This window comes from Streptomyces virginiae (assembly GCF_000720455.1).
GTDB lineage: Bacteria > Actinomycetota > Actinomycetes > Streptomycetales > Streptomycetaceae > Streptomyces > Streptomyces virginiae.
Window position 1 is genome coordinate 67,333 of sequence record NZ_JOAK01000024.1, and the last position, 18,788, is coordinate 86,120.

Below are 18,788 nucleotides of genomic sequence, written 5' to 3' on the forward strand. Positions count from 1 at the left end.
GGCGCCACCCAATTGACCCGAGCCGTCAATCGACACCCTCGTGCGTCCATTAGGCTCGTACGCATGGCCGACGCACCGTACAAGCTGATCCTCCTCCGCCACGGCGAGAGCGAATGGAACGCGAAGAACCTGTTCACCGGCTGGGTGGACGTCAACCTCACCGAGAAGGGCGAGAAGGAGGCGGTCCGTGGCGGTGAGCTGCTGAAGGACGCCGGCCTGCTGCCCGACGTTCTGCACACCTCCCTCCAGAAGCGCGCCATCCGCACCGCTCAGCTCGCGCTCGAGTCCGCGGACCGCCACTGGATCCCGGTGCACCGCTCCTGGCGTCTGAACGAGCGCCACTACGGCGCGCTGCAGGGCAAGGACAAGGCGCAGACCCTCGCGGAGTTCGGCGAGGAGCAGTTCATGCTGTGGCGCCGCTCCTACGACACCCCGCCGCCGGTGCTCGAGGACGGTACGGAGTTCTCCCAGTCCGAGGACCCGCGCTACGCGTCGATCCCGAACGAGCTGCGTCCGCGCACCGAGTGCCTCAAGGACGTCGTCGAGCGCATGCTGCCGTACTGGTACGACGGCATCGTCCCGGACCTGCTGGCGGGCCGCACGGTCCTGGTGGCCGCGCACGGCAACTCCCTGCGCGGTCTGGTCAAGCACCTCGACAGCATCTCGGACGAGGACATCACGGGCCTGAACATCCCGACCGGCATCCCGCTCGTCTACGAGCTCGACGCCGACTTCAAGCCCCTCAACCCGGGCGGCACCTACCTCGACCCGGCCGCGGCCGCGGCCGCCATCGAGGCCGTCAAGAACCAGGGCAAGAAGAAGTAACTGCCGCGATCATGCCCCTGACCTGCGCACACGGCGCGGGTCGGGGGCATTCGTCTACCCCCCATGCCCACTGTGCGCGGGGGACCGTCCGGCCGTGGAGCCCTGGCCTCAGTCGATGTTGAAGCCCCTGGCCGCGTCGTAGATGTCCGCTTCCACGACGTAGATGACGTTCCATGCCGGGACCACGATGTACTTCACCGTGGCGGAATCGGACCAACTCGACCGTGTGAGGTCGTCGTTCGTGTAGGCGAGGTGGGTGTCGGGACCGTAGGGATCCGTGGCGATCTTGTTGACGAGGCTCAGCAGTGACCGGCGGTCGTCGGGCGGGAGGTAGTCGCGGAGCCTTCCCGCCTGCTCGGTGAACTCGATGCGGAACTTCATGATGGTCGGAGCGTAGGTGCGGCGCGGACGGTCCAGCCATCGGATTTCCGGCCGCCGGCCGGACGGGGGCTCACGCGGGGCTCCCGTCCGCTGTTCCGCGGCGGGCGGGGGCTTCGCCGTCCTCCGGGTCAGTCCGTGGCGGCCGGGGTGGTGGTCCGCCACTCGTTGCCTATCGAGCGGATCAGGGCCGGGTAGACGCCGAGGTACCGGAAGGGCTTGATGGCCAGCATGTAGGCGGCGCCCAGCAGGCCGTTGGGTTTCACCAGGACGGCCATCTGGCCGTGGTGGCCGCCGTCGCCGTCCGGGACCCAGCCGATGTGCAGCACGCCGTGCATGGTCTTGTTGGCCGTCTCCGCCGCCCACTCGTCGTGCGTCTGGTAGACGGAGGTGAACGGCACGGAGGTGAGGTCCGGCCCGCGATCGCCCTCGCGGAGGTCCGCCGGCAGCCGGTCCCGGAGCGTCGGCACCCGCGAGCGCAGTCCGCCGGACGGTTCGTCCCAGCCGAGCAGCGCCCCGAGCTTCCAGCGGATCGCGAACAGCGCCCGTCCCGCGCGGGAGGGGACGGGGTCCCCCGTGCCCCCCGCGAACTGGCGTACCAGTCGCGCGAGGTCGTCGGGACCGCCGGGGGTCGGCAGGGCCCACACGTCTTCGAGCCGGAAGTCGCCGGCGATCTCGTGGATGCGCCAGGGGCGCGAGGTGTGGGCGGTGCTGGGGAGTCTCATGCGCAAGCCCCTGTCTATACGATGCCGTATAGATCGAGGCTAGCACTCTTCTATACGGCACCGTATAGAAGGGGTCCGTGTGAGGAGGAGACACCATGGGCGCGACCCGCACGCCGCGCGGCAAGTGGATCGAGGAGGGGCTGCGGGCCCTGGCCGCCGGCGGCCCGGAGGCCGTCCGCGTCGAGTCGCTGGCGCAGGCGCTCGGCGTCAGCAAGGGCGGCTTCTACGGCTACTTCGGCAGCCGGGGCGCGCTGCTCGCCGAGATGCTCGACACCTGGGAGCGGGAGGTCACCGAGGCGGTGATCGAGCTGGTCGAGAGCGGCGGGGGAGACGCCCGGGCCAGGCTGGAACGGCTGTTCACGATCGTCGCCTCCTACGAGGAGGGGCCGGTGGTCGGCGTCGACGCCGACCTGGCGATCCGCGACTGGGCGCGCCGCGACGAGGCCGTCGCCGAGCGGCTGCGCCGCGCGGACAGCAGGCGCATGGAGTACCTGCGCTCGCTGTTCCGCGCCTTCTGCACCGACGAGGACGACGTCGAGGTCCGTTCCCTGATCACCTTCTCCCTGCGGATCGGCTCCCACTTCATCGCGGCCGACCACGGTGGCCGCAGCCGCGCGGAGGTGATGGCGCTGACCCGGACGTGGCTCCTGCGTTAGGGGTGCCCCCGGTGCCCCCGGTGCCCCCGGCGTACCGAGAAAGGCCCCCCGCCTGCGGGACGTCCGCGGGCAGGGGGCCTCTCGGGGTACGGGGTGCGGTGCCGGGCCGGGTGGGCCCGGTCAGCCGCCGCACTGGCAGGGGGCACCGGACTGGCAGCCGCAGCCGCAGCCGGAACCGCAGCCGCATGCCGCGAGCAGCGGGAGCCGCAGCGGCTCGGGCTTCGGAGGCTGCTCCTGCTCCGGGGTGATGGGGACGGGGGAATCGGGCATGGTTCCTCCTCGAAAGAGGCGGTGCCCCGCGGCATACGGGACTTCGTGCGACTGACCGCCTCGCCCTCATTCATGCCCAGCTCCACCGGCGCGTCAACGGCGCACGGAAGCTCGGTGCGGGCCGCCGCCCCCGGGACGCCCGCCGCCCGCCCGGCGCCGGCCCGACCGCCGCCCGCCTGCCGCCGCCGTCAGGCGCCCGCGATCAGGCGCCCTCGATCTGGGTCGGCTGCTGGAGGTCGTCCGCGTGCTCTCCCGTCACCAGGTAGACCACGCGCTTGGCCACCGACACCGCGTGGTCCGCGAAGCGCTCGTAGTAGCGGCCGAGCAGCGTCACGTCCACCGCCGTCTCGATGCCGTGCTTCCAGCGGTCGTCCATCAGGTGCTGGAACAGCGTCCGGTGCAGCTGGTCCATCTCGTCGTCGTCCTGCTCCAGCTGGAGCGCCAGGTCGACGTCCTTCGTGATGATGACCTCGGCCGCCTTCGCCATCAGGCGCTGCGCCAGCTGCCCCATCTCCAGGATCGTCGCGTGCAGGTCACGCGGGACGGCGCGGTCCGGGAAGCGCAGCCGGGCGAGCTTCGCCACGTGCTGGGCCAGGTCGCCGCTGCGCTCCAGGTCGGCGCTCATGCGCAGCGAGGTCACCACGATCCGCAGGTCGGTGGCGACCGGCTGCTGGCGGGCCAGCAGTGCGATGGCGCGGGCCTCCAGGTCGTGCTGGAGGTCGTCGACCTTCTGGTCGGCGGCGATGACGCTCTCGGCCAGCTTGAGGTCGGCATCGAGCATGGACGTCGTGGCCCGCCCGATCGCGGAACCGACGAGCCGGGCCATCTCGACCAGGCCTTCTCCGATCGAGTCCAGTTCCTCGTGGTACGCGTCGCGCATGTCTCGTGTCCCTCTCTCGACCTACTACTGCGGTGATGCCCGGGGCGGGCCGGGGCGGCCTTCTGCCCCACGTTGACACGGTGAGCCGCAAACGCGTCCGACTCCGGCACCACAAGTGAATCAACCCCGTCGCCAGGGTGAACTCTGGGCGACGACTGTTCGAGGTGCCACCCGAACGGCTGTGGAAGTGTCGTCGCGCCTGCTTAACCTGGATCCATGGACGTGAACGCGGCGGTCGCCGCAGCTGCAGCGATCGCCGGTCTGTGCACCGGCGTCATCGCGATGCTGGCGTTCCGCTGGAGCGAGCGCGACCAGGCCCGCCCCACCCGGAGCTCCATGCGCCCCGACATCAACGCGGTGCTCCCGCCCGGCGTGGACACCGTGCTGTCCGTGCTCCGCTCCTCCGCCGTGGTCCTCGACGAGGGCGACGCCGTCGTGAAGGCCTCGTCCGCCGCCTACGCCCTCGGGCTCGTACGCGGCGGCAAGCTGGCCGTCGAGCCCATGCTCCACATGGCCCGCGACACCCGCCGCGACGGGGAGATACGGCAGGTCGAGCTGGACCTGCCCCGCCGCGGTACCGGCCGGGGAGAGGCCCTCGCCGTCTCGGCACGCGTCGCCCCGCTCGGCTCCCGCCTGGTGCTCCTCCTGGTCGAGGACCTCACCGAGGCCCGCCGCATCGAAGCCGTACGCCGCGACTTCGTCGCCAACGTCTCCCACGAGCTGAAGACCCCGGTCGGGGCGATCTCCCTGCTGTCCGAGGCCGTCATGGACGCGGCCGACGACCCCGAGGCGGTCACCCGCTTCGCGGGCCGCATGCAGATCGAGTCCACGCGGCTGATCAACCTCGTGCAGGAACTCATCGACCTCTCCCGGGTACAGAACGACGAGGCCCTGGAGGACGCCGAGCCCGTACGCGTGGACACGCTGGTGGCGGAGGCCATCGACCGCTGCCGCCACACGGCCACCGCCAAACAGATCACCATGGCCGCCGGCGGCACCGCCGACCTGCGGGTGTGGGGACACCGGGGGCAGCTGGCGGCCGCCCTCGGAAACCTCGTCGAGAACGCCGTCAACTACAGTCCCGCCCGCACCCGTGTCGGCATCGCCGCGCGCCGGGTGACGGCTCCCGGGGGAGACTTGATCGAGATCGCCGTGACCGACCAGGGCATCGGCATCCCGGAGAAGGACCGCGAGCGCATCTTCGAGCGCTTCTACCGCGTGGACCCGGCCCGCTCCCGCGCCACGGGAGGAACCGGCCTCGGCCTTGCGATCGTGAAGCACGTGGCCGCCTCCCACGGCGGGGAGGTGTCGGTGTGGAGCTCGGAGGGCCAGGGCTCCACCTTCACCCTGCGACTCCCCGAAGCGGCCGCCGCCGCCCCCGCGGCGGCCCCCCGCACCCACCCGACCCCAGCCTGAACCAGAACCGCTCCAGCCATCCCTGCCCCGGAGGTCCTTCCGTGACCCGAGTGCTCGTCGTCGAGGATGAGGAATCCTTCAGCGACGCCCTGTCCTACATGCTCCGCAAGGAGGGCTTCGAGGTCGCCATCGCGGCGACCGGCCCCGACGGGCTCGACGAGTTCGAGCGCAACGGCGCCGACCTCGTCCTCCTCGACCTGATGCTGCCGGGCCTGCCCGGCACCGAGGTCTGCCGGCAGCTGCGCGGCCGCTCCAACGTTCCCGTGATCATGGTGACCGCCAAGGACAGCGAGATCGACAAGGTCGTCGGGCTGGAGATAGGAGCAGACGACTACGTCACCAAGCCCTTCTCCTCGCGGGAGCTGGTCGCCCGCATCCGCGCGGTCCTGCGCCGCCGCGGAGAGCCGGAGGAGGTCACCCCGGCGGCCCTGGAGGCCGGCCCCGTACGGATGGACGTCGACCGTCACGTGGTCACCGTCGCCGGCGGCAAGGTGGACCTCCCGCTGAAGGAGTTCGACCTGCTGGAGATGCTGCTGCGCAACGCGGGCCGCGTGCTGACCCGCATGCAGCTGATCGATCGGGTCTGGGGCGCCGACTACGTCGGCGACACCAAGACCCTGGACGTCCACGTCAAGCGCCTGCGGGCCAAGATCGAGCCCGATCCGGGCGCGCCGCGCTACCTGGTCACGGTCCGCGGCCTCGGCTACAAGTTCGAGCCGTAAGCCGGACCGGACCGCTGCGGGACCGCAGCGCAGGGCCACGGAGAAGGGCCCCCGTCCGCTGGTGCGGACGGGGGCCCTTTCCGTATGCGTACGGAGCTACGCCGTGACCGGGGTCAGTGGCCCGCGGCGTGCGAGGCGGAGCCCGACGGCGAAGCGGCCGCGCCCGAGGCGCTGCCGGACGGGGTGGCGCCGGCGGCCGGGGTCGCGGCCGGGGTACCGCCCGGGGTGGCGGCCGGGGTGCCGGACGGGGTGCCCGCCGGGGTGGCGGACGGGGCGGCGGACGGGGCCGCCGACGGACCGAAGCCCGCGTACATGCCGGTGGCCGGGACCACGAAGGCCTGGAGCTCGACGCCACCGGTGCTGCTCAGCTGGAAGACGACCTTCTGCACGTCGCCGTTCTTCGCGGCCTCGGAGCCGTTCTCGATCACGGCGGAGGCGTTGCCCTTGCCGCCGAGCACCACGGAGCCGCCGGCCGGCACGGTGATCTTGCCGCCGCCCTCGGCCGGCTTCAGCGCGACCTTGCCCTTGCCATCCGCAAGGGTGATGCCGTCAAGCGTCTGCGCCTTGGTGCCGTTGTTGAAGACGGTCGCCGAGACGACGGCCGGGCCCTTCTTGTCCTTCTCGCCCTGGGTGATCACCAGAGCGTTCTGGATCTCGATGTCGCCCTTGGTCACGGCGGCGTTGTCCGGCTTGATCTGGAGAGTCTGCGCGTCTTTGCCCGCACCGCATGCGGCCAGCGAGGCGATCGAGAACACGACGGCGGTGGCGGCGAGGGCGCCGCGTCGAAGGCTGCGGCTCACGGCGGCGGCAACTCCTAGGACGAACGGAAACGGAGGGTGGGCTCTCCCGGCAACCGCTGGGAGGTACCCCCGGAGCGGCCGAGGTGAAGCCGCTCTAAGGGTGTGTCAGCGCGCTTAGGTTACCGAGCCGCCGCCCCGCCCCCGCACCCGACCCTCCGCAGGGCGGCCGCCGCCCTGGGGGTGGTCCACGATCTTGCATTCCGGGCGGGGTCCGCCTTGTCGTTCACCTCGCCGATCATGTGGCGCTCGCATATCGTGCGTCCGCCGCGCGTTGATCAATTCCCGGATTCCCCCGAACGCCACTCGGTGATCAATTCCGGATTGGGCCGGAACCCGCTCCCGCACGCGTGCTCGCCAGCCGAACGGAGCAGTTCGGTTTCGCGACTCTCAACCCGGCAAAACGGGACGTACGTCACACTGGTGGGGGTGTGCGGCGGGTGTAGCGTGGCCCTTTCGCCTGGTCCGCGCAGCGCCCCCGACCTGCGAATACCCCCTTCCGGAACCCTTCCGCAGCACGTTCCTGTCGCTGTTGTCAAGCCCCGAGATGTGCCCTGACCTGCGAAAACGCCATTCATAACAGTCAGTTCTCGTGTTACCCTGGATAGCCACGGAAGGGGTACCTGTCACATGACGTTCAAGGTTGGCGACACCGTGGTCTATCCCCATCACGGGGCCGCGCTGATCGAGGCCATTGAGACTCGCCAGATCAAAGGCGTGGACAAGACCTACTTGGTGCTCAAGGTCGCCCAGGGCGACCTGACGGTTCGTGTGCCTGCGGACAATGCGGAGTTCGTCGGCGTTCGCGACGTAGTCGGCCAGGACGGGCTGGACCGGGTCTTCGAGGTGCTTCGTGCACCGTATGCAGAAGAGCCGACGAACTGGTCCCGGCGCTACAAGGCAAATCTGGAGAAGCTCGCTTCTGGCGATGTCATCAAGGTCGCCGAAGTGGTGCGTGACCTGTGGCGTCGTGAGCGCGAGCGCGGGCTCTCCGCGGGCGAGAAGCGCATGCTCGCGAAGGCGCGCCAGATCCTGGTCAGCGAGCTCGCGCTCGCTGAGAACACGAACGAGGACAAGGCCGAGGCCCTCCTCGACGAGGTGCTCGCGTCCTGACGCGAGGCCCCGTGCACGGTGTGCACAGCTTGCCGCGGTGCCCGATGACAAGGCTTCTCCCCCGGGAGAGACCTGTTGCCGGGCGCTGCGGCATGTCTGTATCCGTACCTCTTGCCGTACTCGTACTTCTGCTTCCCTAGTCAGTCGTACTCGTACGCGTACTTCTCACTGGCGTGCCGGGTCCGGGCAGCCTGCTCGACCGGTCGTCACGGAAGGGGCGAGGGGCGTCGCACCCGGCACCCTTCAGGCCATACCCATGTCGGCCGAAGTCACAAACCTGGCTCGGAAACCTGGCTCGGAGCTACTGATGTCTGACGTAACGCGCCCCCGCCGCACGGCCGCGGTGATCCCGGCCGCCGGCCGCGGCGTACGCCTCGGCCCCGGCGCCCCCAAGGCCCTGCGGGCCCTCGGCGGCACCCCGATGCTCGTCCACGCCGTCCGCGCGATGGCCCGCTCCCGCGCGGTGTCCGTCGTGGTGGTCGTCGCCCCCGCCGCCGAAGCGGCCGAGGTGCGCCTCCTGCTGGGCGAGCACGCGCTGCCCGAGCGGACCGAGGTCCTGGTCGTCCCCGGCGGCGAGACCCGCCAGGAGTCCGTACGGGCCGGCCTGGACGCGCTGCCGCAGGACGTCACCTCCGTACTGATCCACGACGCGGCCCGCCCGCTCGTCCCGGTGGACACCGTGGACGCCGTCGTCGAGGCCGTGCGCGACGGCGCCCGCGCCGTGGTCCCCGCGCTCCCGCTGGCGGACACCGTCAAGGAGGTCGAGCCCGGCAGGCCGGGCGAGCCCGAGCCGGTCGTCGCCACGCCCGAGCGGGCCCGGCTGCGCGCCGTGCAGACCCCGCAGGGCTTCGACCTCGCCACGCTCCTGGAGGCGCACGCCGCGATCGCGGTGGACGGCGAGGGCGCCACCGACGACGCCGGCATGGTGGAACGCCTCGGCGTCCCCGTCGTGGTGATCCCGGGACACGAAGAGGCCTTCAAGGTCACCCGACCGCTCGACCTGGTCCTCGCAGAGGCCGTACTCGCCCGCAGGAGGGCCACCGATGGGTTCTAGCTCCGACGCACCGCTGATCCCGCTCGTCGGGATCGGCACCGACGTGCACGCCTTCGAGACCGGCCGCGAGCTGTGGTGCGCCGGCCTGCTGTGGGAGGGGGAGGACGGCCTCGCCGGGCACTCCGACGGCGACGTCGCCGCCCACGCCGCCTGCGACGCCCTCTTCTCGGCCGCCGGAGTCGGCGACCTCGGCGCGCACTTCGGCACCTCCCGCCCCGAGTGGTCCGGCGCCGCCGGGGTCACCCTGCTGGCAGAGGCCGCCCGGATCGTGCGCGCGGAGGGCTTCGAGATCGGCAACATCGCCATCCAGGTGATCGGTGTCCGTCCGAAGATCGGCAAGCGGCGCGAAGAGGCGCAGAAGGCGCTCGCGGCCGCCGCGGGCGCCCCCGTCTCCGTATCGGGCACCACCACCGACGGACTGGGCCTGACCGGCCGGGCCGAAGGGCTCGCCGCCATCGCCACCGCCCTCGTGTACCGGACGAACCGGGCCTGAACGCCCGCCGTGACGGCACATCTTCGGCAACAAAGCGGCCCCGCGACCCCAAAGGTCGCGGGGCACTGCTACAGGCGCACTACCCTGGATGCCGTGACTATTCGCCTGTACGACACCAACGCCCGGCAGATCCGCGACTTCACCCCGCTCGTTCCGGGCTGCGTCTCGATCTACCTCTGTGGTGCCACCGTGCAGGCGGCCCCGCACATCGGGCACATCCGGTCGGGCCTCAACTTCGACATGATGCGCCGCTGGTTCGAGTACCGCGGCTACGACGTCACCTTCATCCGCAACGTCACCGACATCGACGACAAGATCATCGCGAAGTCGGCCGAGCAGGGCCGCCCCTGGTGGTCCATCGGCTACGACAACGAGCAGGCCTTCAACAACGGGTACGACGCCCTCGGCTGCCTGCGGCCCACCTACGAGCCGCGCGCCACGGGCCACGTCCCCGAGATGATCGAGATGATGCGCGGCCTGATCGAGCGCGGCCACGCCTACGAGTCCGACGGCAACGTCTACTTCGACGTGCGCTCCTTCCCCGGCTACCTGAGCCTGTCCAACCAGGAGCTCGACAACCTGCTCCAGCCCTCCGGCGAGGGCGAGACGGGCAAGCGCGACCCCCGCGACTTCGCCATGTGGAAGTCCGTCAAGCCGGGCGAGCCCTCCTGGGAGACCCCGTGGGGCCGCGGCCGTCCGGGCTGGCACCTCGAATGCTCCGCCATGGCGCACAAGTACCTCGGCGAGGCCTTCGACGTCCACGGCGGCGGCCTCGACCTGATCTTCCCGCACCACGAGAACGAGATCGCCCAGGCCAAGGCCTTCGGCGACGAGTTCGCGAACTACTGGGTCCACAACGCCTGGGTCACCATGTCCGGCGAGAAGATGTCCAAGTCCCTCGGGAACTCGGTCCTCGTCTCCGAGATGGTCAAGCAGTGGCGCCCGATCGTCCTGCGCTACTACCTCGGCACCCCGCACTACCGGTCGATGATCGAGTACAGCGAGGAGGCGCTGCGGGAGGCCGAGTCGGCCTTCGCCCGCATCGAGGGCTTCGTCCAGCGCGTCGTGGAGAAGGCCGGAGGCCCCGTCGAGGCCGCGAAGGAGGTCCCGCCCGCCTTCGCCGAGGCCATGGACGACGACCTCGGCGTCCCGCAGGCGCTCGCCATCGTCCACACCACCGTCCGCCAGGGCAACAGCGCGCTCGCCGCCGACGACAAGGACGCGGCCATCGCCCGCCTGTCCGAGGTACGGGCCATGCTGGGCGTCCTCGGCCTGGACCCGCTCGACCCGCACTGGGCCGGCGAGACCGACCGCGGCGAGGACCTCCACGGAGCCGTGGACACCCTCGTCCGCCTGGTCCTGGACCAGCGCGAGTCCGCCCGGGCCCGCAAGGACTGGGCGACCGCCGACGCCATCCGCGACCAGCTCCAGCAGTCCGGTCTGGTCATCGAGGACAGCCCGACGGGGCCGCGCTGGACGCTCGGCCCCCGCTGAGCCCCCGGCACCCGGAGCAGTCCGACTGTGCCGCCCGGCCTTCCGGGCGGCACACTCTTCATACGTACATATCGCAGCATCAACGAAAACAGGTAGAGGTCATGGCCGGGAACAGCCAGCGCAGGAACCGCCGCACGTCCAACAAGAAGGGCGCGACGGTCGGCAGCGGTGGCCAGCGGCGCAAGGGCCTGGAGGGCAAGGGCCCCACGCCCAAGGCCGAGGACCGCAAGAAGCACAAGGCGAACCGCATCGCCAACGCCATGGCCCGCCAGGCGGCCAAGCGCCGTCCGGCACCGCGCCGCGGCGGCCCCAAGGGCACCAGCGAGATGGTCGTAGGCCGCAACCCGGTCTTCGAGGCGCTGCGTGACGGCGTCCCCGCCACCACCCTCTACGTCCAGCAGTTCATCGACAACGACGAGCGCGTCCGCGAGGCGCTCCAGCTCGCCGGCGAGCGCGGCAACATCAACCTGATGGAAGCCCCGCGCCCCGAGCTCGACCGCATGACCAACGGGCTCAACCACCAGGGCCTGGTCCTGCAGGTGCCGCCGTACGAGTACGCGCACCCCGAGGACCTCACCGACGCCGCCTACGACAACGGCGAGGACCCCCTCATCGTCGCCCTCGACGGCGTCACCGACCCGCGCAACCTCGGCGCGATCGTTCGCTCCGTCTCCGCCTTCGGCGGTCACGGCGTGGTCATCCCCGAGCGCCGCGCCGCCGGCATGACCGCCGGTGCCTGGAAGACCTCGGCCGGCACCGCCGCCCGCACCCCGGTCTCCCGCGTCACCAACCTCACCCGCGCCCTGCAGGAGTACAAGAAGGCCGGCATCGCCATCGTCGGCCTCGCGGCCGAGGGCACGCACGAGGTGCAGGACCTGGAGGCGCTCGGCGGCCCGGTCGTCATCGTCGTCGGCTCCGAGGGCAAGGGCCTGGGCCGTCTCGTCGGCGAGAACTGCGACTACCTCGTGCGCATCCCGATGCCGGGCGGCGCCGAGTCCCTCAACGCCGGTGTCGCCGCGGGCGTCGTGCTCTACGAGGCGGCCCGCCGCCGCGCCACGCAGCCCCGCACCTGACCGCTTTGATCCACTTGGCTCACGGACAGTGACCCGTGAGCGTGTCACCCCGCCCGTTTCGGGCGGGGTGGCTTGATCTTGACGGGTCTCGGACAGATCCCTGATGTCAAGGCAGTGTCCTAAACACTGATCACTCGGTTAGATGAGTGTGGACACCAGAACGTCAGGGTTCGACGACCAGCCCGCGCTGAGCATGGTCAAGGTGCCGTGCGACCCCGCACAGGTCATCGTCAACCACGCCAGCTTCCGCGTGCGGCTCGCACCGAGCCCGAGCGCGCGTTCCAAGCCCGCGAAGGCCCCCGGCCGCGCGCCCGTCCTGGGCGGCGCCGTGGTGGCGGCCGCCGGGGCCACCCGCCGCCGGGCCCCCGTGGTCTGGAGCGGCAAGTCCGACACCGGAGACGCCGCCGCGGCCATGGGCGGACTGCTCCAGGCAGTTCGCGAGGCCGGGCGCGGCCACGACGGGTACGACGGCGTCGCCACCCAGGTCATCCCGCGCATCGACATGGCCCACGACCTCGCCGAGGACACCCTCGCCACGCCGACCGTCATCGGCCAGCGCAGCTACGGGGACCCCGCCGAGACGCGCCCCCTGGCCCCCGTACGGGACCTCCCGTACGAGCAGCCGCCCGGCTCCGGGGCCGGTACCGGACCGGAATCCCGGCGCCCCGCGGCCGACAACCGCGGGCAGGCCTCCTACTACCCCGGCCGCCGGATGAACCTCGGCGTCGTGCTGCTCCCGCTGCGCGTCTTCCTCGGCTTCATCTCCATCTACGCCGGCATGGGCAAGCTGTGCGACCCCGTCTACTTCGACGGCGGCGAGCGCGGCTCCATGGTCACCTGGCTGCACACCCTGACCCCGTGGGCGCTGGCCGAGCCGCTGCGCGACTTCGCGCTCGCGCACCCGGTGGGCGCGGGCCTCAGCGTGGCCTTCCTCCAGGTCATCGTCGGCGTGCTGACGGTCTTCGGCCTGTGGCAGCGGTTCGCCGCCTGCTTCGGGGCGCTGCTGTCCGCCGCGCTGCTGATGACGGTCAGCTGGAAGACCGTCCCGGCCTACGACGCGCCCGACATCATCTACCTCGCCGCCTGGAGCCCGCTGATCATCGCGGGCGCCCCGGTCTACTCCCTCGACGGGCGCCTCGCCGGCGAGGCCTGGCGCACCCTCGGGCCCCGCTCCGAGATCTGGCGGCTGCGCCGCCGCGTGCTGCGGCGCGGGGCCGTCATGGCGACCGTCGTCTGCGGCCTCACCCTGCTCGTCGGCTCGCTCCTCGGCGGTGCCGTCCGCTCCACCACCGTGGTCACCGTCCCCGGGCCCGGCCAGGCCCCCAGCAACTACCTGCCGGGCCGCCCGCTGCCGCAGGCGCCGGCCAAGCAGCAGCCCGCGCAGCAGCAGCCGAGCCGGCAGTCGTCCTCGCCGACGCCCTCCCCGTCCGAGCCGTCCGCCAAGGCCGGCAGGACCGCGTCGGGCGCACCGTCCCGGGAGACCGCTGGGACGGGCTCGGAGTCGCCGACCGCGACCCGGGGCACGACCGGCAAGCAGCAGACCCCGCGCAGCACGCCCCGGCAGTCCACGGCGCCGAAGTCGTCGTCGTCCTCGTCGGGGAGCAGCACGCGCGGAGGAGGCACCACACCGACCAAGCAGCCCGGCCTGATCGGCGGGCTCATCGGCTGAGCCCTCCGCCAGGGGCCGGCACACAGGGGCCCGGCACGCGAGAGCGTGCCGGGCCCCTGTGGTGTGTGCGGGGGGTGTGCCGGAGGCCCGGCCGCCGCCGGGACCGTGAGAGGCCTCAGGGGCCCGTCTGCGCCGCCAACTCCCGTGCGGCCTCGGTGAGGTCCTTGGCCGTGTCGATCGCCCGCCAGTAGGCGCCCTGGGGCAGCGGGAAGCCCGCCAGCCGCCGCTCCCGCGCCAGCCGCGGGAAGGTGGTGCGCTCGTGGTCCCCCAAGTCCGGGAGCAGCGCCGCGAATTCGGGCCCGAAGACGTACACCCCGGCGTTCACCGGATAGGGCGACAGAGGGGCCTCGATGAAGTCCAGTACGTGCCCGAACTCATTCGTCTCCACCACCCCCCACGGGATCCGCGGCCGGGCCAGCGCGAGCGTCGCGACCGCCCCGCGCTCGGCGTGGAAGGCCGCCATCTCGCGCAGCGAGAACCGCGTCCAGACGTCGCCGTTCGTCGCGTACCAGGCCCCGTCGGGGTCCGGGAGGTGCCGCGCGGCGTACTTCAGGCCGCCGCCGCGCCCCAGCGGCTCCTCCTCGACCACCGTGGTCACGCGGAGCGGCAACGGCGCCTCGGCCAGCCACTCCTGGAGCACCCCGGCGAGGTGCCCGCACGAGACCACGGCGTCGGTGACCCCCTCGGCCGCCAGCCAGTTCAGCTGGTGCCCGATGATCGGCAGCCCGGTCCCCGGGATCTCGACCATCGGCTTGGGGCGGTCGTCGGTGTACGGACGCAGCCGCGAACCCTGGCCGCCCGCCAGGACGACTGCCTGGGTGGGGGCGGCGGGGAACGCGGCTGCGGAGGAGGCGGATCGGGGGTCGTCGGTCATGGCGGCCAGCGTAGGGACGGGTCGCGTGTCAGCCCATGGAGGCGACGCCGGTGGCGTACGAGGTGTCGCAGACGGGCCGGGCGAACGACTGGGCCTTCGTCGGGCCGTACGCCTCGACGGCGGCGCGTCCGAGCGCCCGGGCGATCCCCACGCAGTGCTCGGCGAGCGACGGCCGGCGGTTCACCTCCTGCTGGAGGTGGGTCAGGACGTCGTCGGGCGCCTGGCCCTGCTGCAGTTCGCCGACGAGCTGCGTGCGCAGCACCTCGTGGGCGGCGCGCGGCTTCGCGGGCGTGGAGACGCCCTCGGCGGAGGCGGTGACGAGCTGGGAGGAGGAAGTGTCCGCCCAGGGGACCATGGTGACCGCGAGGGTCCCGGACAGGACCAGGACGACGGGCAGGACCAGGGCGAGGGAACGGCCGATACGGCGGGCAGTGTGGGTCACGAGGGCGAGAGTAGCGCTCGGTGAAGATTTGGCGACATTTAGTCACCCTGTCGGGGGATGGTTCGACGTGGCTTTTCGAATTACGGGTTGACGGTCGCGCCCGAATGGCCCGGTCTGCCGGGGTTCCTGTGGAGTGTCCTGCGGCAACGGACGGCGGAGGGGCGCCCCTTGACGGGACGCCCCTCCAACCTCCGTGTCCGGTGCGACTAGTCGGACAGTCGCTGCCCGGAAGAGGTCGAGAAGACGTGGATCTCGCCCGCCCGCGGCACGATGTGCAGGCTGGAGCCCTTCTCCGGGACCTGGCGGCCGCCCACGCGGACGACGAGGTCCTGCGAGCCCTCGGCGGCCGAGGTCGAGCCGTAGACGTAGCCGTCGGCGCCGAGCTCCTCGACGACGTTCACGGTGATGGTCAGACCGCCGGTCTCGGCGACGTCGAAGTGCTCCGGGCGGACGCCGACCGTGACGGTGCGGTCGCCCGCGTCGGCCGCGGCGGACAGCGCCGCGCGCGACACCGGGACGACGCTGTCGCCGAACTTCACGCCGCCGTCGGTGATCGGGACCTCGACCAGGTTCATGGCCGGGGAGCCGATGAAGCCGGCGACGAAGAGGTTCGCGGGACGGTCGTACATGTTGCGCGGGGTGTCGACCTGCTGGAGCAGACCGTCCTTGAGCACGGCCACCCGGTCGCCCATGGTCATGGCCTCGACCTGGTCGTGGGTGACGTAGACGGTGGTGATGCCGAGGTCGCGCTGGAGCGCGGCGATCTGCGTACGCGTCGACACGCGGAGCTTGGCGTCGAGGTTCGACAGCGGCTCGTCCATCAGGAACACCTGCGGCTTGCGGACGATCGCGCGGCCCATGGCGACGCGCTGGCGCTGGCCGCCGGAGAGCGCCTTCGGCTTGCGGTCCAGGTACTGGGTGAGGTCCAGCATCTTCGCCGCGTCCTCCACCTTCTTGCGGATGGTGGCCTTGTCCTCGCCGGCGATCTTGAGCGCGAAGCCCATGTTGTCGGCGACGCTCATGTGCGGGTAGAGCGCGTAGTTCTGGAACACCATCGCGATGTCCCGGTCCTTGGGAGGCAGGTGGGTGACGTCGCGGTCACCGATGCGGATGGCGCCGCCGTTGACGTCCTCCAGGCCGGCGAGCATGCGCAGCGAGGTGGACTTGCCGCAGCCGGAGGGGCCGACGAGGACGAGGAACTCGCCGTCCTCGATCTCCAGCTCCAGCTGGTCGACGGCGGGCTTGTCGCCGCCCGGGTACAGACGGGTCGCCTTGTCGAAAGTGACAGAAGCCATGGTGAGGAATCCCTTCTACCGGCAGGAACGTGCCGGACGATCCGAGTGGAAGGTCTAGTCCAGAAATCGGACTCCGCCCGACGCTACCTCCCACGACGGCGTCTGTCAGCACCGCGGGCGTGTGGGATTGTCGGTGCGACCTGCTTCGATGCGCCCATGAGCGTGTACGAGATCCTCCCGGTCCTCCCCGACGTCCCGGCCCTGCGGGACCGCTGCCGGGCCCTGGCCGTGCTGGAGACGGTGATGGACACCCGGGACCAGTTCTTCGCGTACGCCGCCGACTGGTCCGAGACGGAGGAGGCCGCCCTGATGGACAACGGCTCCGGCGACGACTACGCCATCGTCTTCTCGGCGGCGGGCGCCTACGCGCGCGGCTTCGCCCACGAATCCCGGATGAGCCCGTGGGGCGGCGCGGACGTCGAGGTCTGGCCGGGGCTGGTCGACGCCGTGCCCGAGGTGTTCCGCCCGTACGTGACGGAGCCGGCGTTCTGCGACGACGACGGCGACGGACCCGTCCCGCGCGTCACGGTGGTGTTCTGGCGGGAGGCGGCGGACGAGGCGTGGCGCACGGGACCGGTGGAGATCCCCGAGGACCCCGGCGGCTACGGCGACGGCGCCCGGGACCTCTTCGAGGTGCTCGCGGCGGGCACCCCGGAGGCCTACCGCGACTTCGCCGAGGACTACCACGAGCGGTCCGTGGACCTGGACGCGATCCGTCACGTGTTCGCCCTGCGCCCCCTCACGGGTGACGTGGTCAAAGCCCTGAACCCGGAGGCGGACCCGGCCGCCGTGGCGGCGGCGGTGGCGTCGACGGGGTACCCCGCGGGGGGCTGACGAATGTGATGGCAGGGGGATTCGCGCGCTGTGTAGAGTGATGGCGGCTTCGCTCGCCGTGTGCGCGAGTGGGTCGTGCCTCCTTAGCTCAGTCCGGCCAGAGCAACGCACTTGTAATGCGTAGGTCGTCGGTTCGAATCCGACAGGGGGCTCCAGAAGCGGAAGGCCCCGGGCGATCGTCCGGGGCCTTCCGGCGTTCTTGTTCGTCAGTGGCGGCCCGAGATGCGGTCGGCGAGGCGGGCCAGGGGGGCCGTCGTCGGGGTGTGGGTGGCGGCTTCCCGGCGGTCCGCCTCGCGGTAGGCGGCGTAGAGGGCCTGTACGCCCAGCCAGCGGAAGGGCTCCGGCTCCCAGCGCCGCACGCGGTGGTTCACCCACGGCAGGGCGGTCAGCTCGGTGGACTCGCCGAGGACCAGGTCGCGCAGGGTGCGGGCGGCGAGGTTGGACGTCGCGACGCCCGAGCCGACGTAGCCGCCCGCCCAGCCCACGCCCGTGGTGCGGTCCAGGGTGACGGTCGCGCACCAGTCGCGCGGGACGCCGAGGACCCCCGACCAGGCGTGGGTGATCTCCGTGCCGGTGAGCACCGGGAAGAAGGAGAAGAGGAGGTCGCGCAGGGAGTCGACGGTGGCCGGCTGGGTGCGGCCGTCGTTGTCGGTGCGCGAGCCGAAGCGGTACGGAACCCCGCGCCCGCCGATCGCGATCCGGTCGTCGGCGGTGCGCTGGGCGTACATGTACGCGTGGGCCATGTCGCCCAGGACCTCCCGGCCCGACCAGCCGAGCTGCGCCCAGGTCTCGGCCGGCAGCGGGGCGGTGGCGATCATCGAGGAGTTCATCGGGAGCCACGACCGCTTCTGGCCCTTGAGGGCAGCCGTGAAGCCTTCCGTGCAGCGCAGGACGTGGGGGGCGCGGACGGTGCCGTAGGGCGTGACGGCCTTGCCCGGGGAGATCTCCGTGACCGGGGTCGATTCGTGGATCACCACGCCGAGGCGTTCGCAGGCCGCGGCCAGGCCCCTGACCAGCTTGAGGGGGTGGATGCGGGCGCCGTGCGGGCTCCAGCCGGAGCCGACGGCGTCGGCGATGTCGATGCGGGCGCGGGTGGCGGCGGCGTCGTGCAGCTCGCGGTCGGTCTCCCCGAAGGCGAGCTCGGCGGCGTGGAAGGCCTTGAGGCGGCCCAGCTGGGCGGGGGTGCGGGCGACTTCGAGGACGCCGCCGCGGTGGATGTCGGCGTCGATGCCCTCCTTGGCGGCGACGTCGATGACCTCGGTGACGGTCTCGTTCATGGCCTGCTGGAGGCGCGCGGCGGCCTGCCGGCCGTGGAGGGCGGCGTAACGGTCGCGGCCGGCGACGCCGTTGTAGAGCCAGCCGCCGTTGCGGCCGGAGGCGCCGTAGCCGCAGAACTTCTGCTCCAGGACGGTGACGCGCAGGTCGGGGGCGGCCCGCTTGAGGTAGTAGGCGGTCCACAGGCCGGTGTAGCCGCCGCCGACGATGACGACGTCGGTGGTGGTGTGGGCGGTGAGGGGCGTGCGGGGTGGGGTGGGCGGGGTGGTGCCGTGGTCGGTCGCGTACCAGAAGGAAATGCCGCCGTTGATCGTCATGGGGGAGTTGCTACACCGTTTCCCCCACGGGGTGCCAGGGACGCGATGTCGCGCCGCGGGGGCCGATGGAAGGCCGATTGCCGATTGCCCTGCGGGGTGCCCTGCGGGCTTGCTCGGCGGTGCACGGCTCGCTTCGGCGGGTCGGGGGTGGGTCTGGCCCTGCGGGCGGCTGCCGGGGCTCCGCCC

General features: G+C 71.8%; 19 protein-coding genes, 1 tRNA gene and 1 pseudogene. 12 read left to right on the forward strand and 9 right to left on the reverse strand.

Translation table 11 applies throughout. From position 1 onward, the window contains the following. Window positions 1-63 precede the first annotated feature (63 nt). A complete protein-coding gene (locus IG86_RS0128980) occupies window positions 64-825 on the forward strand; it encodes a phosphoglyceromutase (RefSeq protein WP_030823267.1) in 762 nt (253 codons plus the stop codon). Between the two features lie 108 nt (window positions 826-933). Here IG86_RS0128980 and IG86_RS0128985 read toward each other — a convergent pair whose 3' ends face one another. Both IG86_RS0128985 and IG86_RS0128990 read right to left on the reverse strand, forming a co-directional pair. Continuing rightward, entirely contained in the window at window positions 934-1,206 is a 273-nt protein-coding gene (locus tag IG86_RS0128985; protein ID WP_030900779.1) for a hypothetical protein, read from the reverse strand. A 128-nt stretch (window positions 1,207-1,334) separates the two neighbouring features. After that, window positions 1,335-1,928: a DUF2867 domain-containing protein gene (locus IG86_RS0128990; protein WP_030823274.1), complete on the reverse strand. Its 594-nt coding sequence runs from the start codon at window positions 1,926-1,928 to the stop codon at window positions 1,335-1,337. A 95-nt stretch (window positions 1,929-2,023) separates the two neighbouring features. Here IG86_RS0128990 and IG86_RS0128995 point away from each other — a divergent pair, with 95 nt between their 5' ends. Further along, the gene (locus tag IG86_RS0128995) at window positions 2,024-2,584 is read left to right on the forward strand and encodes a TetR/AcrR family transcriptional regulator (RefSeq protein WP_030823276.1); all 561 of its coding nucleotides are present in this window, start codon (window positions 2,024-2,026) and stop codon (window positions 2,582-2,584) included. A gap of 120 nt (window positions 2,585-2,704) precedes the next feature. Here the strand turns inward: IG86_RS0128995 and IG86_RS43735 are convergent, their stop codons facing one another. Continuing rightward, a complete protein-coding gene (locus tag IG86_RS43735; RefSeq protein WP_167350612.1) occupies window positions 2,705-2,854 on the reverse strand; it encodes a hypothetical protein in 150 nt (49 codons plus the stop codon). Window positions 2,855-3,056: 202 nt separating this feature from the next. Beyond that, window positions 3,057-3,734 (reverse strand): phosphate signaling complex protein PhoU, encoded by a 678-nt coding sequence (gene phoU / locus IG86_RS0129005; RefSeq protein WP_030900783.1) that lies wholly within the window; start codon window positions 3,732-3,734, stop codon window positions 3,057-3,059. A gap of 216 nt (window positions 3,735-3,950) precedes the next feature. On the opposite strand from phoU, the pseudogene phoR reads away from it, so the two are divergent. Together phoR and phoP are read left to right on the forward strand one after the other, a co-directional pair. Beyond that, window positions 3,951-5,096, forward strand: a pseudogene (gene phoR, locus IG86_RS0129010) (two-component system sensor histidine kinase PhoR); the annotation flags it as partial. Between the two features lie 104 nt (window positions 5,097-5,200). Continuing rightward, on the forward strand, window positions 5,201-5,872 hold the full coding sequence (gene phoP, locus IG86_RS0129015; RefSeq protein WP_465270294.1) for a two-component system response regulator PhoP: 672 nt from the start codon (window positions 5,201-5,203) through the stop codon (window positions 5,870-5,872). A 113-nt stretch (window positions 5,873-5,985) separates the two neighbouring features. Here the strand turns inward: phoP and IG86_RS0129020 are convergent, their stop codons facing one another. Further along, window positions 5,986-6,672, reverse strand: a complete 687-nt coding sequence (locus IG86_RS0129020) for a hypothetical protein (RefSeq protein ID WP_030823282.1) — start codon at window positions 6,670-6,672, stop codon at window positions 5,986-5,988. A 627-nt stretch (window positions 6,673-7,299) separates the two neighbouring features. Here IG86_RS0129020 and IG86_RS0129025 point away from each other — a divergent pair. From IG86_RS0129025 to IG86_RS0129050, 6 genes are all read left to right on the forward strand, one after another. Further along, window positions 7,300-7,782 (forward strand): CarD family transcriptional regulator, encoded by a 483-nt coding sequence (locus IG86_RS0129025; protein WP_003953493.1) that lies wholly within the window; start codon window positions 7,300-7,302, stop codon window positions 7,780-7,782. Window positions 7,783-8,089: 307 nt separating this feature from the next. Beyond that, window positions 8,090-8,836, forward strand: coding sequence for a 2-C-methyl-D-erythritol 4-phosphate cytidylyltransferase (gene ispD, locus IG86_RS0129030; RefSeq protein WP_030658991.1), 747 nt, complete (start codon window positions 8,090-8,092; stop codon window positions 8,834-8,836). Continuing rightward, window positions 8,826-9,329 carry a 2-C-methyl-D-erythritol 2,4-cyclodiphosphate synthase gene (gene ispF, locus IG86_RS0129035; RefSeq protein ID WP_030823285.1) on the forward strand — a complete coding sequence of 168 codons (504 nt, stop codon included), beginning with the start codon at window positions 8,826-8,828 and terminating at the stop codon, window positions 9,327-9,329. The genes ispD and ispF overlap by 11 nt, the downstream gene beginning before the upstream one ends. Before the next feature lie 93 nt (window positions 9,330-9,422). Further along, window positions 9,423-10,823 (forward strand): cysteine--tRNA ligase, encoded by a 1,401-nt coding sequence (gene cysS / locus IG86_RS0129040; protein ID WP_030823288.1) that lies wholly within the window; start codon window positions 9,423-9,425, stop codon window positions 10,821-10,823. Between the two features lie 101 nt (window positions 10,824-10,924). Next, window positions 10,925-11,896: a 23S rRNA (guanosine(2251)-2'-O)-methyltransferase RlmB gene (rlmB, locus tag IG86_RS0129045; protein WP_030823289.1), complete on the forward strand. Its 972-nt coding sequence runs from the start codon at window positions 10,925-10,927 to the stop codon at window positions 11,894-11,896. Window positions 11,897-12,038: 142 nt separating this feature from the next. Continuing rightward, on the forward strand, window positions 12,039-13,565 hold the full coding sequence (locus IG86_RS0129050; RefSeq protein WP_053679323.1) for a DoxX family protein: 1,527 nt from the start codon (window positions 12,039-12,041) through the stop codon (window positions 13,563-13,565). 115 nt (window positions 13,566-13,680) lie between these two features. On the opposite strand, the gene IG86_RS0129055 is transcribed toward IG86_RS0129050, so the two are convergent. The 3 genes from IG86_RS0129055 to IG86_RS0129065 all read right to left on the reverse strand — a co-directional run bounded on the left by IG86_RS0129055 (window position 13,681) and on the right by IG86_RS0129065 (window position 16,176). Next, window positions 13,681-14,439: a nucleotidyltransferase family protein gene (locus IG86_RS0129055; RefSeq protein WP_030823302.1), complete on the reverse strand. Its 759-nt coding sequence runs from the start codon at window positions 14,437-14,439 to the stop codon at window positions 13,681-13,683. A gap of 28 nt (window positions 14,440-14,467) precedes the next feature. After that, window positions 14,468-14,881 (reverse strand): hypothetical protein, encoded by a 414-nt coding sequence (locus IG86_RS0129060; protein ID WP_030658980.1) that lies wholly within the window; start codon window positions 14,879-14,881, stop codon window positions 14,468-14,470. 206 nt (window positions 14,882-15,087) lie between these two features. Beyond that, entirely contained in the window at window positions 15,088-16,176 is a 1,089-nt protein-coding gene (locus IG86_RS0129065; RefSeq protein ID WP_030658977.1) for an ABC transporter ATP-binding protein, read from the reverse strand. 156 nt (window positions 16,177-16,332) lie between these two features. On the opposite strand from IG86_RS0129065, the gene IG86_RS0129070 reads away from it, so the two are divergent. Both IG86_RS0129070 and IG86_RS0129075 read left to right on the forward strand, forming a co-directional pair. Next, complete coding sequence (locus tag IG86_RS0129070; protein ID WP_030900791.1) at window positions 16,333-17,010, forward strand: hypothetical protein; 678 nt, start codon at window positions 16,333-16,335, stop codon at window positions 17,008-17,010. Between the two features lie 77 nt (window positions 17,011-17,087). Continuing rightward, window positions 17,088-17,165, forward strand: a tRNA-Thr gene (locus IG86_RS0129075). 51 nt (window positions 17,166-17,216) lie between these two features. Here the strand turns inward: IG86_RS0129075 and IG86_RS0129080 are convergent. After that, on the reverse strand, window positions 17,217-18,602 hold the full coding sequence (locus IG86_RS0129080; protein WP_030823359.1) for an NAD(P)/FAD-dependent oxidoreductase: 1,386 nt from the start codon (window positions 18,600-18,602) through the stop codon (window positions 17,217-17,219). Window positions 18,603-18,788: the final 186 nt, after the last annotated feature.

Coding starts and splice junctions, on each gene's coding strand:
- rlmB (WP_030823289.1), top strand. CDS start 10,925: ATGGCCGGGAACAGCCAGCGCAGGAACCGCCGCACGTCCAACAAGAAG.
- IG86_RS0128985 (WP_030900779.1), bottom strand. CDS start 1,206: ATGAAGTTCCGCATCGAGTTCACCGAGCAGGCGGGAAGGCTCCGCGAC.
- IG86_RS0128995 (WP_030823276.1), top strand. CDS start 2,024: ATGGGCGCGACCCGCACGCCGCGCGGCAAGTGGATCGAGGAGGGGCTG.
- phoU (WP_030900783.1), bottom strand. CDS start 3,734: ATGCGCGACGCGTACCACGAGGAACTGGACTCGATCGGAGAAGGCCTG.
- ispF (WP_030823285.1), top strand. CDS start 8,826: ATGGGTTCTAGCTCCGACGCACCGCTGATCCCGCTCGTCGGGATCGGC.
- IG86_RS0129080 (WP_030823359.1), bottom strand. CDS start 18,602: ATGACGATCAACGGCGGCATTTCCTTCTGGTACGCGACCGACCACGGC.
- IG86_RS0129050 (WP_053679323.1), top strand. CDS start 12,039: ATGAGTGTGGACACCAGAACGTCAGGGTTCGACGACCAGCCCGCGCTG.
- IG86_RS43735 (WP_167350612.1), bottom strand. CDS start 2,854: ATGCCCGATTCCCCCGTCCCCATCACCCCGGAGCAGGAGCAGCCTCCG.
- IG86_RS0129055 (WP_030823302.1), bottom strand. CDS start 14,439: ATGACCGACGACCCCCGATCCGCCTCCTCCGCAGCCGCGTTCCCCGCC.
- IG86_RS0128980 (WP_030823267.1), top strand. CDS start 64: ATGGCCGACGCACCGTACAAGCTGATCCTCCTCCGCCACGGCGAGAGC.
- IG86_RS0129070 (WP_030900791.1), top strand. CDS start 16,333: ATGAGCGTGTACGAGATCCTCCCGGTCCTCCCCGACGTCCCGGCCCTG.
- IG86_RS0129065 (WP_030658977.1), bottom strand. CDS start 16,176: ATGGCTTCTGTCACTTTCGACAAGGCGACCCGTCTGTACCCGGGCGGC.
- IG86_RS0129025 (WP_003953493.1), top strand. CDS start 7,300: ATGACGTTCAAGGTTGGCGACACCGTGGTCTATCCCCATCACGGGGCC.
- IG86_RS0128990 (WP_030823274.1), bottom strand. CDS start 1,928: ATGAGACTCCCCAGCACCGCCCACACCTCGCGCCCCTGGCGCATCCAC.
- ispD (WP_030658991.1), top strand. CDS start 8,090: ATGTCTGACGTAACGCGCCCCCGCCGCACGGCCGCGGTGATCCCGGCC.